The following is a 14930-nucleotide window of genomic DNA, read 5'->3' on the forward strand; positions in this document are numbered from 1 at the left end:
CGCGCCCCCACTCAGGGTGGCGCGTATAAACACTAAAAAAAACGTGGAGATAACCATGAGTGCACAGGCGGAGAGCCAACAGCCGCAGCAACCCACTGCCAAAAAACGCTCGCGCAAACGCGCGTTGCTGATCCTTGGCATCATTTTCCTGCTGGCCGGCGCGGCCTATCTGGCTTACTGGTATCTGGTGGCACGACACTATCAGGAGACGGATGACGCCTATGTGGCGGGCAATCAGGTGCAGATTATGGCGCAGGTGACGGGCAGCGTGACCCGCGTCAACGTCGATGACACCGATCTGGTGCACAAGGGCGATGTGCTGCTGACCCTCGACCCCACTGACGCCGAGCAGGCCTTTGAGCGCGCCCAGACCGAACTGGCCAGCAGCGTGCGCCAGACCCACCAGCTGATCATCAACAGCAAGCAATATCAGGCGACCATTGCCCTGCGCAAGACCGAGCTGAGTCAGGCTGAGAATGACTACCAACGCCGCGTGGTGCTAGGAGCGGCCAACGCCATTGGCCGTGAGGAGCTGCAACACGCCCGTGACGCGGTGGCGAGCGCCAAGGCGTCGCTGGATGTGGCGCAGCAACAGTACAACGCCAATCAAGCCATGATCCTCTCTACCCCGCTGGTGCAGCAGCCGGCGATCCAACAGGCCGCCGCCCAGTTGCGTGAAGCCTGGCTGGCGCTGCAACGCACCCGCGTGGTCGCGCCGATTGATGGCTATGTCTCCCGCCGCAGTGTGCAGGTGGGCGCGCAGATCACCACCAATACGCCGCTGATGGCAGTGGTGCCCGCCAACAACCTGTGGGTCGATGCCAACTTCAAAGAGACACAGCTCGCCAATATGCGCATCGGCCAGCCGGCCACCGTGGTCAGCGACATCTATGGTGATGACGTGGTTTATCAGGGCAAGGTGGTCGGGCTGGACATGGGCACCGGCAGTGCCTTCTCCCTGCTGCCGGCGCAGAATGCCACCGGCAACTGGATCAAGGTGGTACAGCGCCTGCCAGTGCGGATTGAGCTGGACCCGAAACAGGTGGCAGACCACCCGCTGCGCATCGGCCTCTCCACGCTGGTCAAGGTCGATACCCGCGATCCGCAGGGCCTGATGCTCGCCTCCGTGCCACGCAAGGGGGCGCTGTATGAGACCAACGCCCTGACGCTGGATCTGGCACCGGTCGATAAGCTGATCGCTGACATCATTCAGGCAAATGGCGGCTGAGGCCAGCGGAGGTAAGCGTGGTTAGAAAACCCCTTGAGGGCGCGCAGCTGGCTTGGATGACGGTCGCGCTGGCGCTGGCGACCTTTATGCAAGTGCTGGACTCCACTATCGCCAACGTCGCCATCCCGACCATCGCCGGTAACCTCGGCGCGTCCAACTCCCAGGGCACCTGGGTGATCACCAGTTTCGGGGTGGCGAACGCCATCTCGATCCCCATCACCGGCTGGCTGGCAAAGCGCTTCGGCGAGGTGCGGCTGTTTGTCTGGTCAACGGCGATGTTCGCCATCGCTTCCTGGCTGTGCGGTATCTCCAACAGCCTGGAGATGCTGATCTTCTTCCGCGTGGTGCAGGGCATCGTCGCCGGGCCGCTGATCCCGCTGTCACAGAGCCTGCTGCTGGGCAACTACCCACCCGCGAAGCGCAGCATCGCGCTGGCGCTCTGGTCGATGACGGTGATTGTCGCGCCCATCTGTGGCCCAATCCTTGGCGGTTACATCAGCGACAACTACCACTGGGGCTGGATCTTCTTCATCAACGTGCCGATTGGCGTGGCGGTGGTGATGTTGACGTTGCAGACGCTGCGCGACCGCGAGACGCGTACCGAGATCAAGCCGATTGATACCGTCGGGCTGGTGCTGCTGGTGGTGGGCATCGGCTGCCTGCAGGTGATGCTAGACCGGGGCAAGGAGCTGGATTGGTTTAGCTCGCCGGAGATCATCATCCTGACAGTGGTGGCGGTAGTGGCGCTGACCTTCCTGATTGTCTGGGAGCTGACGGACGACCACCCGATTGTCGATCTGTCGCTGTTCAAGCAGCGCAACTTTACCATCGGCTGTCTGAGCATCAGCCTCGCCTACATGCTCTACTTTGGCGCGATTGTGCTGTTGCCGCAGCTGTTGCAGGAGGTCTACGGCTACACCGCCACCTGGGCTGGGCTGGCCTCCGCGCCGGTCGGCATACTGCCGGTGATCCTGTCGCCGATTATCGGCCGCTTCGCCCACAAGCTGGATATGCGGCGGCTGGTGACCTTCAGCTTCATCATGTACGCGGTCTGCTTCTTCTGGCGCGCCTGGACCTTTGAGCCGGGCATGGACTTCGGGGCCTCGGCCTGGCCGCAGTTTATTCAGGGCTTCGCCGTAGCCTGCTTCTTCATGCCGCTGACCACCATCACCCTCTCCGGCCTGCCGCCGGAGCGGCTGGCGGCGGCCTCCAGCCTGTCGAACTTTATGCGCACGCTGGCCGGTTCCATCGGCACCTCCATCACCACCACCATGTGGACCGACCGTGAGGCGATGCACCATGCGCACCTGACCGAGTCGGTAAACCCCTACAATCCGCTGGCGCAGCAGAGCTACCAGCAGCTTGAGCAGCTCGGCATGAGCCAGCAACAGGCGTCCGCCTATCTGGCGCAGCAGATCACCAATCAGGGGCTGATTATGTCGGCCAATGAGATCTTCTGGCTCTCCGGCTGCATCTTTATCCTGCTGCTGGCGCTGGTGTGGTTTGCCCGTCCGCCGTTTGGCGCCGGGCCGGGTGGTGGCGGTGGCGCGCACTGAGTGACACGCATAAAAAAACGGACGCCGAGGCGTCCGTTTTTCTTTGCAGCATCAGAGGATTAGCCCTGATTCTGGCGCCACCACTCGCCCAGCAGGATGCCGGTGGCGACGGAGACGTTCAGGCTCTCGACATTGCCGGTGCCGCCGATGGAGACGCTGACGTCCCCCTGTTGCCAGGCGCTGTCAGAGAGGCCAGCGCGCTCCTGACCCAGCACCAGCACCATTTTGGCTGGCAGGGTCGCCTTGGAGAGCGGGTTGCCCTTGTGGCTGGAGGTAGTGACGATGGTGTAACCCGCGCGGCGGAAGGTATCCAGCACGCCGAGGAAATCATCGGCGTTGATCGCCTTCACATGCTCCGCGCCGCCCTCAGCGGTACGCACCGCCGCACCAGACTCCAGCTGCGCCGGATCCTGCACCAGCAGGCCGTTGATGCCGAAGTGGGCACAGGTGCGCATGATGCCGCCGAGGTTATGCGGGTTGCCGACATCCTCCAGCGCCAGCACGCAGTCGGTCGCCGGTGCGGTCTCCAGGTAGGTTTCCGCCGCCAGCCCCTGACGCTTCTTAATCAGGAAGCAGACGCCGCCGTGGTGCTCGGTGCCGGACGCCTTCGCCAGCTCCTCCTCTTCCACCACGTGGTAAGCCTTGCGGTTGGCCGCCATCCAGCGCAGCGCCTCGCGGAAACGCGGGGTCACGGACTGCACGAACCACGCGCGGACAATCGCCTCCGGGCGGCTGGCGAACAGTGCCTGACAGGCGTTTTCGCCATAGACACGCGTCTCTTCGGCGCGCTGGCGGCGCAGCTGTTCCGGGTCGATGAAGCTCTTGCCGGTGATGCCACCGTGATCCGGGGTAGTCTCATCCGCCGGGCCGCGGGAGACGGTCTTCCACGGCGAGCTGTATGGGCCGTCGTCACGATCGTCACGTGCCGGGCGGCGTGGGCGATTCGGGTCGTTGCGGCGGGTGTCATTGCGTCTGTCACTACCGCGGTTGTCGCTGCCGCCACGGGCGTCACTGCCGCGCGTCTCGCTGCGGCGGTCGTTACGGCGACCATTTTCCGGCCGTGCGCCATCGCGCCCCTTGCCGGCTGGACGGCGATCCTTATTACGGGATTCGCCCTCATCTTCACTGCGGACGTACATCACTTTGACTTTGCCGCTTTTACCACTTAATGAATCACTCATTCTTCTCTCCACCTACCTACGCGCTGGGCGCGCAGATTACCTGATATGGGCCGGGTGCACCACTCGAAACCGCCAAAAGCTAAAATCTATTGCACTCATTGAACAAATCGTTTTGTCCAACGGCGGGAAACTCCCCATACTGATAACATCACAGCAACATCTGTGCGTCAGGGGGAGCTTCCCCGCCGTGTGGCGCGACAGGCTGACACCCATCCTTCTGATTGAGGCTCTGTTATGAACACCGTATGTGCATCCTGCCAGGCAACCAACCGCCTGCCTGAAGACCGCATTGATGACGGCGCGAAATGTGGCCGCTGCGGTCATCCGCTGTTCGATGGCGAAGTGGCCCACGCGACCGGCGCAACCCTGGATAAATTGTTGCAGGACGACCTGCCCGTCGTGGTCGACTTCTGGGCGCCCTGGTGCGGGCCGTGCCTGAACTTCGCCCCGGTCTTTGAGGCGGTGGCTCAGGAGCGAGCCGGCAAAATGCGTTTCCTGAAGATCAACACCGAACAGGAGCAGGCCCTCAGCGCCCGTTTCCGTATCCGCAGCATCCCGACCATCATGCTGTTCCATAAGGGACAGGTGGTCGATCTGCTGAGTGGCGCGATGCCAAAAGCGCCATTTGAAGAGTGGCTTGACGACGCGCTGGTGGCGAAATAAACCGCATTTCCCCTTAGTGTAATGCATGAATGGTTAATCAGCCTGATGCATTAGGCTGGTGCCACCGGTTTCACGGTGGCACCAGCTGCGGCAGTTGTTTAGAATAGCGCGCTTTACGCCCCCAGTGCGGAACCCCCATGCCAGACAATGCCGTTTTACGCCTGCGCCGTGAGCGCCTGGCGCGCTCAACCCGCCCCTACCGCGCCCGCGGCTGTCGCGTGGTGCGCTGCCAATCCTGCCTGTTGCCCCAGATCAATTGCCTGTGCGACACCATCGTGCCGCAGCCAGCGCGCAGCCGTTTCTGTCTGGTGATGTTTGATACCGAGCCGCTGAAGCCCAGCAACACTGGCCGCCTGATCGCTGACATCCTGCCGGAGACCGAAGCCTTTGTCTGGTCGCGCACGGAGACCGATCCAGCGCTGCTGGCGGCCGTCGCTGACCCGTCGCGCCAGCCCTACGTCATCTTCCCGGAAGCCTACGCGGAGCCGGGCCGACAGGTGTTTACCGAACTGCCCGCTGGCGGCAAGCCGCCGCTGTTCATCATGCTGGATGGCACCTGGACTGAGGCGAAAAAGATGTTCCGCAAAAGCCCCTACCTGAACGGGCTGCCGATGTTCTCGCTGAACGTGCCCTCCACCTCCCGCTACCTGTTGCGCGAGGCGCAGCGCCCGGAGCAGCACTGCACCGCCGAGGTGGCCGCCGTGCTGCTGGCGCAGGCCGGTGACGCCGCCGCCGCCCAGCAATTGGCCGAGCACTTCCACACCTTCCGCGAGCGCTATCTGGCGGGAAAACCCCATCGTCCGGTAGAACTCACAACATAATCCACGATTTGCGCGTAAAATCATTGGCTCACCCAAGCAAGGAGTGGGCTTATGAGCCAACGCGGATTAGAGGCGCTGTTGCGGCCAAAATCGATTGCCGTGATCGGCGCCTCCAACAAACCGGGGCGCGCCGGCAACCTGATGATGCGCAATTTGCTGGAGGGCGGCTTCAGTGGGCCGGTGCTGCCTGTGACGCCAGCGGTGCGCGCGGTGTGTGGCGTGCTGGCCTATGCCGACGTCGATGGCCTGCCGCTGACGCCTGATTTGGCGGTGCTCTGCACCCGCGCCGAGCGTAATCTGGCGCTGCTGGAGGCCCTCGGGCGCAAGGGGTGCAAAACCGCCATTGTCCTCTCCTCCCACCCGGCGCAATTTGCGGAATTGAAAGCCTGCGCCCAGCGCTTCGCCATGCGGTTGCTTGGCCCCAACAGCCTCGGCCTGCTGGCCCCGTGGCAACAACTCAACGCCAGCTTCTCGCCGGTGCCGATCCAGAAGGGCAAGCTGGCCTTTATCTCCCAGTCCGCCGCCGTCGCCAACACCATCCTTGACTGGGCGCAACAACGTGCCATTGGGTTCTCCTACTTTATTTCGCTCGGCGACAGCCTCGATATTGATGTCGATGACCTGCTCGATTTTCTGGCGCGTGACGTTAAGACCAGCGCCATTTTGCTCCACCTCGAACAGGTGAGCGACGCTCGCCGCTTTCTCTCCGCCTCGCGTAGCGCCTCACGCAATAAACCGATTCTGGTGATCAAGAGCGGCCGCAGCCCACAGGCGCAACAGCTGTTGCAGGGGCAACAGGGGCTGGACGCCGCCTATGATGCCGCCATCCAGCGCGCTGGCCTGCTGCGGGTGCGCGATACCCATGAACTCTTTTCAGCGGTTGAGACGCTCAGCCACATGCGGCCACTGCGTGGCGAGCGGCTGCTGATCGTCAGTAATGGCGCGGCCCCGGCGGCGATGGCGTTGGATGAGCTGCTGCGCCGCCACGGCAAGCTGGCAACGCTGGAGGAGACGACCCTCGGCGCGCTGGCGACCGCGCTGCCGCCGGTGATTGCGCCCGGCAACCCGCTCGACCTGCGTGATGACGCCACCCCTGCCCGCTACCAAGCGGCGTTGCAGGCGCTGCTTGACAGCCAGGAGTATGACGCGCTGCTGCTGCTCCATGCGCCCAGCGCGGCCGCCCACGCCACCACCACCGCCGCGACGCTGATTGAGGCCCTGCGCCAGCATCCGCGCGGCAAACGCATTACGCTGTTGACCAACTGGAGCGGCGAACACTCCTCCCAAGAGGCGCGCCGGCTGTTTACCGAGGCTGGCATCCCGACCTATCGTACGCCTGAGGGCGCGGTCACCGCCTTTATGCATATGGTGGAGTACCGGCGTAACCAGAAGCAACTACGTGAGACGCCAGCGCTGCCGGTGGCGCTGGCCACTGACGCCGCCCATGCCCACCAGCTGATTGAGCAGGCGCTGGCCGCTGGCGCCACCCAACTCGACACCCATGAGGTGCGTGCCATCCTGCACGCCTATGGGCTTTCCACCCTGCCGACCTGGATCGCTGGCGACAGCGCCGAGGCGGTGCACATCGCGGAGCAGATTGGCTATCCGGTGGCGTTGAAACTGCGCTCGCCGGACATTCCGCACAAGTCCGAGGTGCAGGGGGTGATGCTCTACCTGCGTAGTGCCGCGGAAGTGCAGCACGCCGCCGACGCGATTCTCGAGCGGGTACAGCGCACCTTCCCACAGGCACGCATTCAGGGGCTGCTGGTGCAAAGCATGGCCAACCGTGCTGGCGCGCAGGAGTTGCGGATCGTGGTGGAGCAAGACCCGGTGTTCGGCCCGCTGGTGATGCTGGGTGAAGGCGGCGTGGAGTGGCGGCCAGAGGAGCAGGCCGCGGTGGCGCTGCCGCCGCTCAATATGACGCTGGCGCGCTATCTGGTGATGCAGGCGGTCAAGGGCGGCAAAATCCGCGGGCGCAGCGCGTTACAGGCGCTGGACGTGCCAGCGCTTAGCCGCCTGCTGGTGCAGGTTTCCAACCTGATTCTGGACTGCCCGCAGATTGGCCGGCTCGACATCCACCCGCTGTTGGCCTCCGGCAGTGAGTTCACCCTGCTGGATGTCTCGATGCAGCTCGCGCCCTTTGTGGGCGATCCGCAGGCGCGGCTGGCCATCCGCCCCTACCCCCACGCGCTGGAGGAGCAGGTGGTGCTGAAAGATGGCGGCGTCTGCCTGTTCCGCCCCATCCTGCCCGAAGATGAGCCGCTGCTGAAGCACTTTATCAGCCGCGTAACCAAGGAAGATCTCTACTACCGCTACTTTAGCGAGATCAATGAGTTTACCCACGAAGATTTGGCGAATATGACCCAGATCGACTACGATCGGGAGATGGCGTTTGTTGCGGTGCGGCCCGGCAGTGAAGGCCAGGAGATCATTGGCGTGACCCGTGCGGTGTCGGATCCAGACAATATCGACGCGGAATTTTCGGTGCTGGTTCGTTCAGATTTAAAGGGATTGGGGTTGGGCGGACGGCTGCTCGCCAAGATGATTGCCTACACCACCGATCACGGCTTGAAACGCTTGACCGGTATTACCATGCCAAACAACCGTGGCATGATCGCACTGGCAAAAAAGGTGGGTTTCCGTGTCGAGGTGCTGTTGGAGGAGGGGATCGTGAATTTGACCCTGCTGCTGACAGAACCCGAAGAATCAATATGATCCGGGTGGCGATTGGCAAAAAATGCGCGCCGGGGGGTGACTAATGTTATTATCGCCTATTCGACAGTTTATGATTTTCGCCCGTGGCACTATTGCCCTATTTATAGAGAGAAGAAGCGCACTGTGATGTTGTCTAAATTCAAACGCAATAAACATCAACAACACCTTGCACAATTGCCCAAACTTCCCCAGTCGGTTGACGCCATCCGCACGCTCTATGCGCCCGCGGATTTCCGTGTGGCGTTACTGGATGCCATCTCCCAGGCCACGCGGCGCATCTACCTGGTCGCGCTCTATCTGGAGAATGATGATGGCGGCCGCAGTGTGCTGGAGGCCCTCTATCAGGCCAAACAGGCACGCCCGGAACTGGAGATCGCCGTGCTGGTTGACTGGCATCGCGCCCAGCGCGGGCGTATTGGCGCCGCCGCGGGCCATACCAACGCCGACTGGTATTGCGAGCTGGCAAGCCAGCACCCTGGCGTTGACGTGCCGGTGTATGGCGTGCCGGTCAATACCCGTGAAGCCTTGGGTGTCCTGCACCTGAAGGGGTTTATCGTCGATGATCAGGTGATCTATAGCGGTGCCAGCCTGAACGACGTCTACCTGCATCAGCACGATAAATATCGCTATGACCGCTACCAGCTGATCCAGAATGCGCCGATGGCTGATGCGATGATCGGCTACATCAATCAGCATCTGCTGAAGGCGCAGGCGGTATCACGGCTGGATCGCAGCGATCGCCCCAAAAGCCCGGAGATCAAGAACGAGACGCGCATGTTCCGCCAGAGCCTGCGCGCCGCCGGCTACCATTTCCTTGGCAGCGCCAGCAACCATGAGCTGGCCGTCACGCCGCTGGTTGGGCTGGGCAAACAGAGCCTGCTGAACAAAACCATCTTCCACTTGATGGCCTGCGCCGATGAGCGCCTGATCCTCTGCACGCCCTACTTCAACCTGCCAACCCTGCTGGTGCGCAATTTGGTGGCGCTGCTGCGTCAGGGCAAACAGGTGGAGATTATCGTCGGGGACAAGACGGCCAACGATTTCTACATCCCGCAGGATCAGCCCTTCAAGATCATTGGTGCCCTGCCCTATCTGTATGAGATTAACCTGCGCCGCTTCCTTACCCGCCTGCAACGCTTTGTCGATAACGGCCAGTTGACGGTGCGGCTGTGGAAAGATGGCGACAACAGCTATCACCTGAAAGGAATGTGGGTCGATGAGGAGTGGCAGCTGATCACCGGCAATAACCTCAACCCGCGCGCCTGGCGGCTCGATCTGGAGAATGCGGTGCTGATCCACGATCCGCAACAGCAGATGCGCGAGCAGCGCCGCGTGGAGCTGGAGACAATTCGCCAGCACACCACGGTGGTCAATACCTACCTGGAGCTGGAGAGCATCCAGCAATATCCGGTGAAAGTACGCAAACTGATTCGCCGCCTGCGCCGTATCCGCATCGACCGGCTGATTAGCCGTATCCTGTAAGCCTATCAACCCCGCATCGCGGGGTTTTTTTATGGAGGCTGACTATGTATGCCGCCCGCCTGACGCTCTTACCCCTTACGCTGGCGCTGCTTGCCAACGGCGGATGCAGCCACTATGCGCACGACCGCTGGACGGGGCAGGATAAGGTTGAGCACTTTATCGGCTCGGCGGTACTGGCGGCGGCCGGCAGCGCGTATGCAGAACGGCAAGGTGCCAGTGAGCCGGTGCGGCGTAATGTTGGGCTGCTATTTTCACTGTCACTGGGATTGGTAAAAGAGGCGTATGACAGTCGGCCGGCGGGGTCGGGGTGGAGCTGGCGGGATTTTAGCTGGGATGTGGCCGGCGCGTTGGCCGGCTACACCCTCTATGAGTCAGCCAACTGATTACAGCTGGATCTCTTTCCCCTTCCGATGCAGGCTCATCGACACCAAAAATGCGAGCAGGGCCATGCCCGACACATACCAGAAGAAGACATTCTCAATGCCCCACGATTTCAGCGACAGCGCGACATACTCCGCTGAGCCACCAAACATGGCGTTCGCCACCGCATAAGATAGCCCAACGCCCAATGCGCGCACCTCTGGCGGGAACATCTCCGCTTTCAATAACCCGCTGATGGAAGTGTAGAAGGTGACAATGGTCAGCGCGGTGATAATCAACGCAAAGGCCAGCCAGGGATTGCTCACCTCTTTCAGCGTGTAGAGGATCGGCACAGTGCAGATCGTGGCTAACCCGCTGTAGATCAGCATAGAGTTGCGGCGGCCAATCCGGTCTGACAGTGCGCCAATCAATGGTTGCAACAGCATGTAGACAAACAGCGCCGCCGTCATAATGGTGCTGGCGACCTTGGCGTCAATGCCAGCAGTATTCACCAGATATTTCTGCATGTAGGTGGTGAAGGTGTAGAAGCTGAGCGATCCCCCGGCAGTAAAGCCAAGCACCATCAAAAACGCTTTGCTGTGTTTCCACAGGCCTTTCAGGGTGCCGGCATCTTCGTGCTGGCGGGTGGTACGATCTGATGTCTCATTCAGCGAGCGGCGCAGGAACAAGGCCACGATCGCCAGCGCCGCGCCCAACGCAAATGGAATGCGCCAGCCCCACGCCCGCAACTCCTCCGCCGTGAAGAGTTGCTGTAATACCAGCAGCACCAGCAGCGCCAGCAGTTGCCCACCAATCAGCGTGACATACTGAAATGAAGCATAAAAACCGCGCTGCCCTTTCACCGCCACTTCACTCATATAGGTGGCGCTGGTGCCATACTCCCCACCCACGGATAATCCTTGGAATAAGCGTGCCAACAGCAGCAGCGCCGGCGCCCAGGCCCCCAAAGTGGCATAGGTCGGCAAGCAGGCAATGACCAGCGATCCGCCGCACATCATACAGACAGAGATCAACATGGAGGTTTTGCGACCATGCTTATCAGCAATGCGGCCAAACAACCAACCGCCAATCGGGCGCATAAAGAAGCCAGCCGCAAAGATACCGGCGGTTTGCAGCAGTTGGGTAGTGGCGTTTCCAGCCGGGAAGAAAGCGGCAGCAAAGTAGATCGAGCAGAATGAGTAGACATAGAAGTCAAACCACTCCACCAGGTTGCCAGATGATGCGCCAACAATCGCGAACACTCGCTTCTTTTTATCGATCCTTTCCTCGTGTTGCGCGGCGCTTTGTGAAATCTCGGCCATTATGCTCTCCATTAACCTGTGCGATGGGGATAGATAACTTTCCCATTATTATTGGTAGGGAAAAATTTAAGCGATGAATTAGGAAGCAGGCTAATGAAATCACCGTTTTCAGCCGATTACTGACGGATTTGTGATAGCAGCAGGAGTTTAAGAAAAGGAATAAACAAAAAACGGCGGTAGGTGTGGGAGGGGTTGATGAAAATCCAAACAAATCTTGTCTGATATTACATCCATATTTCTTGTTAATACGGATAATGTGAAGAATTTAGACAAACAAAAAAGCCCCATGCTGTTGCATGAGGCTGTTTTGTGAATGGATGCCTGGCAGTTCCCTACTCTCGCATGGGGAGACCCCACACTACCATCGGCGCTACGGCGTTTCACTTCTGAGTTCGGCATGGGGTCAGGTGGGACCACCGCGCTCGTGCCGCCAGGCAAATTCTGTGCTCTGACCGCCCACTGGGCCATCAGATATCTGAACCAAGCTGAATATCGCGTCTCTAAAAACACCTTCGGTGTTGTAAGGTTAAGCCTCACGGGTCATTAGTACCGGTTAGCTCAATGCATCGCTGCACTTACACATCCGGCCTATCAACGTCTTCGTCTTAAACGTCCCTTCAGGAGGCTCAAGGCCCCAGGGAAGACTCATCTTGAGGCAAGTTTCGCGCTTAGATGCTTTCAGCGCTTATCTTTTCCGCACTTAGCTACCGGGCAGTGCCATTGGCATGACAACCCGAACACCAGTGGTGCGTTCACTCCGGTCCTCTCGTACTAGGAGCAACCCCTCTCAATCTTCCAACGCCCACGGCAGATAGGGACCGAACTGTCTCACGACGTTCTAAACCCAGCTCGCGTACCACTTTAAACGGCGAACAGCCGTACCCTTGGGACCTACTTCAGCCCCAGGATGTGATGAGCCGACATCGAGGTGCCAAACACCGCCGTCGATATGAACTCTTGGGCGGTATCAGCCTGTTATCCCCGGAGTACCTTTTATCCGTTGAGCGATGGCCCTTCCATTCAGAACCACCGGATCACTAAGACCTGCTTTCGCACCTGCTCGAGCCGTCACTCTCGCAGTCAAGCTAGCTTATGCCTTTGCACTAACCTCACGATGTCCGACCGTGATTAGCTAACCTTCGTGCTCCTCCGTTACTCTTTAGGAGGAGACCGCCCCAGTCAAACTACCCACCAGACACTGTCCTCACCCCGGATAACGGGGCCGAGTTAGAACATCAAACATTAAAGGGTGGTATTTCAAGGTTGGCTCCATGCAGACTGGCGTCCACACTTCAAAGCCTCCCACCTATCCTACACATCAAGGCTCAATGTTCAGTGTCAAGCTATAGTAAAGGTTCACGGGGTCTTTCCGTCTTGCCGCGGGTACACTGCATCTTCACAGCGAGTTCAATTTCACTGAGTCTCGGGTGGAGACAGCCTGGCCATCATTACGCCATTCGTGCAGGTCGGAACTTACCCGACAAGGAATTTCGCTACCTTAGGACCGTTATAGTTACGGCCGCCGTTTACCGGGGCTTCGATCAAGAGCTTCGCGTTGCCGCTAACCCCATCAATTAACCTTCCGGCACCGGGCAGGCGTCACACCGTATACGTCCACTTTCGTGTTTGCACAGTGCTGTGTTTTTATTAAACAGTTGCAGCCAGCTGGTATCTGCGACTGGCTTCAGCTCCGGGAGCAAGTCCCTTCACCTACGTGCCAGCGTGCCTTCTCCCGAAGTTACGGCACCATTTTGCCTAGTTCCTTCACCCGAGTTCTCTCAAGCGCCTGAGTATTCTCTACCTGACCACCTGTGTCGGTTTGGGGTACGATTTCGTGTTACCTGGAGCTTAGAGGCTTTTCCTGGAAGCAGGGCATCAGCTACTTCACCACCGTAGTGGCTCGTCATTGCGCCTCAGGGTTAATAAGAAAGCGGATTTACCTGCCTTCTCCCCTACACGCTTAAACCAGGACAACCGTCGCCTGGCCAGCCTAGCCTTCTCCGTCCCCCTTCGCAGTAACACCAAGTACAGGAATATTAACCTGTTTCCCATCGACTACGCTTTTCAGCCTCGCCTTAGGGGTCGACTCACCCTGCCCCGATTAACGTTGGACAGGAACCCTTGGTCTTCCGGCGAGCGGGCTTTTCACCCGCTTTATCGTTACTTATGTCAGCATTCGCACTTCTGATACCTCCAGCAGACCTCACAGTCCACCTTCGCAGGCTTACAGAACGCTCCCCTACCCAACAACGCCTAAGCGTCGCTGCCGCAGCTTCGGTGCATGGTTTAGCCCCGTTACATCTTCCGCGCAGGCCGACTCGACCAGTGAGCTATTACGCTTTCTTTAAATGATGGCTGCTTCTAAGCCAACATCCTGGCTGTCTATGCCTTCCCACATCGTTTCCCACTTAACCATGACTTTGGGACCTTAGCTGGCGGTCTGGGTTGTTTCCCTCTTCACGACGGACGTTAGCACCCGCCGTGTGTCTCCCGTGATAATATTCTTCGGTATTCGCAGTTTGCATCGGGTTGGTAAGCCGGGGTGGCCCCCTAGCCGAAACAGTGCTCTACCCCCGAAGATAAATTCACGAGGCGCTACCTAAATAGCTTTCGGGGAGAACCAGCTATCTCCCGGTTTGATTGGCCTTTCACCCCCAGCCACAAGTCATCCGCTAATTTTTCAACATTAGTCGGTTCGGTCCTCCAGTTAGTGTTACCCAACCTTCAACCTGCCCATGGCTAGATCACCGGGTTTCGGGTCTATACCTTGCAACTAGACGCCCAGTTAAGACTCGGTTTCCCTACGGCTCCCCTATTCGGTTAACCTTGCTACAAAATATAAGTCGCTGACCCATTATACAAAAGGTACGCAGTCACCCTGATAAATCAAGGCTCCCACTGCTTGTACGTACACGGTTTCAGGTTCTATTTCACTCCCCTCGCCGGGGTTCTTTTCGCCTTTCCCTCACGGTACTGGTTCACTATCGGTCAGTCAGGAGTATTTAGCCTTGGAGGATGGTCCCCCCATATTCAGACAGGATGTCACGTGTCCCGCCCTACTCATCGAACTCACAGCCTGTGTATTTTTGTGTACGGGACTATCACCCTTTACTGTGCGACTTTCCAGACGCTTCCACTAACACACAAACTGATTCAGGTTCTGGGCTGTTCCCCGTTCGCTCGCCGCTACTGGGGGAATCTCGGTTGATTTCTTTTCCTCGGGGTACTTAGATGTTTCAGTTCCCCCGGTTCGCCTCACTGCACTATGTATTCATGCAGAGATAGTGTGACGTATCACACTGGGTTTCCCCATTCGGGTATCGTCGGGTATAACGCTTCATATCAGCTTACCGACGCTTATCGCAGATTAGCACGCCCTTCATCGCCTCTGACTGCCTAGGCATCCACCGTGTACGCTTAGTCGCTTAACCTCACAACCCGAAGATGTTTCCATCAGGGTGTGATTATTTGAGAGACTCTCTTACATGCGCCATCTCTCAGAACTTCTACGGAGAGAGACAGGGCTGTAAGGTTTCAATTTTCAGCTTGTTCCAGATTGTTAAAGAGCAAATACTTCACAGCATACTGTTGCCAGTATACTC

9 protein-coding genes and 2 rRNA genes are annotated in these 14930 nt (G+C 59.2%); 7 read left to right on the forward strand and 4 right to left on the reverse strand.

Annotation, left to right across the window (positions count from 1 at the left end; translation table 11 throughout):
- Positions 1-55: 55 nt before the first annotated feature.
- Together emrA and emrB are read left to right on the forward strand one after the other, a co-directional pair.
- The gene (gene emrA, locus ACK3SD_RS13880) at positions 56-1228 is read left to right on the forward strand and encodes a multidrug efflux MFS transporter periplasmic adaptor subunit EmrA (RefSeq protein WP_481125862.1); all 1173 of its coding nucleotides are present in this window, start codon (positions 56-58) and stop codon (positions 1226-1228) included.
- Between the two features lie 17 nt (positions 1229-1245).
- Entirely contained in the window at positions 1246-2784 is a 1539-nt protein-coding gene (emrB, locus tag ACK3SD_RS13885) for a multidrug efflux MFS transporter permease subunit EmrB (protein ID WP_481125863.1), read from the forward strand.
- 59 nt (positions 2785-2843) lie between these two features.
- On the opposite strand, the gene ACK3SD_RS13890 is transcribed toward emrB, so the two are convergent.
- Entirely contained in the window at positions 2844-3965 is a 1122-nt protein-coding gene (locus ACK3SD_RS13890) for a tRNA/rRNA methyltransferase (RefSeq protein ID WP_137764122.1), read from the reverse strand.
- A gap of 234 nt (positions 3966-4199) precedes the next feature.
- On the opposite strand from ACK3SD_RS13890, the gene trxC reads away from it, so the two are divergent.
- The 5 genes from trxC (at position 4200) to ACK3SD_RS13915 (ending at position 10029) form a co-directional block, all read left to right on the forward strand.
- Positions 4200-4628 (forward strand): thioredoxin TrxC, encoded by a 429-nt coding sequence (gene trxC / locus ACK3SD_RS13895; protein ID WP_137764123.1) that lies wholly within the window; start codon positions 4200-4202, stop codon positions 4626-4628.
- A gap of 137 nt (positions 4629-4765) precedes the next feature.
- Positions 4766-5449: a tRNA-uridine aminocarboxypropyltransferase gene (locus tag ACK3SD_RS13900; protein ID WP_481125864.1), complete on the forward strand. Its 684-nt coding sequence runs from the start codon at positions 4766-4768 to the stop codon at positions 5447-5449.
- A 51-nt stretch (positions 5450-5500) separates the two neighbouring features.
- The gene (locus ACK3SD_RS13905; protein WP_481125865.1) at positions 5501-8164 is read left to right on the forward strand and encodes a bifunctional acetate--CoA ligase family protein/GNAT family N-acetyltransferase; all 2664 of its coding nucleotides are present in this window, start codon (positions 5501-5503) and stop codon (positions 8162-8164) included.
- Between the two features lie 126 nt (positions 8165-8290).
- A complete protein-coding gene (gene pssA, locus ACK3SD_RS13910; RefSeq protein WP_481127561.1) occupies positions 8291-9646 on the forward strand; it encodes a CDP-diacylglycerol--serine O-phosphatidyltransferase in 1356 nt (451 codons plus the stop codon).
- Positions 9647-9690: 44 nt separating this feature from the next.
- Positions 9691-10029, forward strand: a complete 339-nt coding sequence (locus tag ACK3SD_RS13915) for a YfiM family lipoprotein (protein WP_481125866.1) — start codon at positions 9691-9693, stop codon at positions 10027-10029.
- Here ACK3SD_RS13915 and ACK3SD_RS13920 read toward each other — a convergent pair whose 3' ends face one another.
- The 3 genes from ACK3SD_RS13920 to ACK3SD_RS13930 all read right to left on the reverse strand — a co-directional run bounded on the left by ACK3SD_RS13920 (position 10030) and on the right by ACK3SD_RS13930 (position 14759).
- On the reverse strand, positions 10030-11328 hold the full coding sequence (locus tag ACK3SD_RS13920; RefSeq protein ID WP_481125867.1) for an MFS family transporter: 1299 nt from the start codon (positions 11326-11328) through the stop codon (positions 10030-10032).
- A 319-nt stretch (positions 11329-11647) separates the two neighbouring features.
- Positions 11648-11763: ribosomal RNA gene (gene rrf, locus ACK3SD_RS13925) — 5S ribosomal RNA — on the reverse strand.
- A gap of 87 nt (positions 11764-11850) precedes the next feature.
- Positions 11851-14759: ribosomal RNA gene (locus ACK3SD_RS13930) — 23S ribosomal RNA — on the reverse strand.
- Between the last annotated feature and the right edge of the window lie 171 nt (positions 14760-14930).

The organism is Chimaeribacter sp. YP20170169, assembly GCF_056739715.1.

Excerpts from the sequence above, each read along its gene's own strand:
- ACK3SD_RS13890 (WP_137764122.1), bottom strand. The coding sequence starts at position 3,965 with ATGAGTGATTCATTAAGTGGTAAAAGCGGCAAAGTCAAAGTGATGTAC.
- ACK3SD_RS13905 (WP_481125865.1), top strand. The coding sequence starts at position 5,501 with ATGAGCCAACGCGGATTAGAGGCGCTGTTGCGGCCAAAATCGATTGCC.
- emrA (WP_481125862.1), top strand. The coding sequence starts at position 56 with ATGAGTGCACAGGCGGAGAGCCAACAGCCGCAGCAACCCACTGCCAAA.
- ACK3SD_RS13920 (WP_481125867.1), bottom strand. The coding sequence starts at position 11,328 with ATGGCCGAGATTTCACAAAGCGCCGCGCAACACGAGGAAAGGATCGAT.
- pssA (WP_481127561.1), top strand. The coding sequence starts at position 8,291 with ATGTTGTCTAAATTCAAACGCAATAAACATCAACAACACCTTGCACAA.
- trxC (WP_137764123.1), top strand. The coding sequence starts at position 4,200 with ATGAACACCGTATGTGCATCCTGCCAGGCAACCAACCGCCTGCCTGAA.
- ACK3SD_RS13900 (WP_481125864.1), top strand. The coding sequence starts at position 4,766 with ATGCCAGACAATGCCGTTTTACGCCTGCGCCGTGAGCGCCTGGCGCGC.
- ACK3SD_RS13915 (WP_481125866.1), top strand. The coding sequence starts at position 9,691 with ATGTATGCCGCCCGCCTGACGCTCTTACCCCTTACGCTGGCGCTGCTT.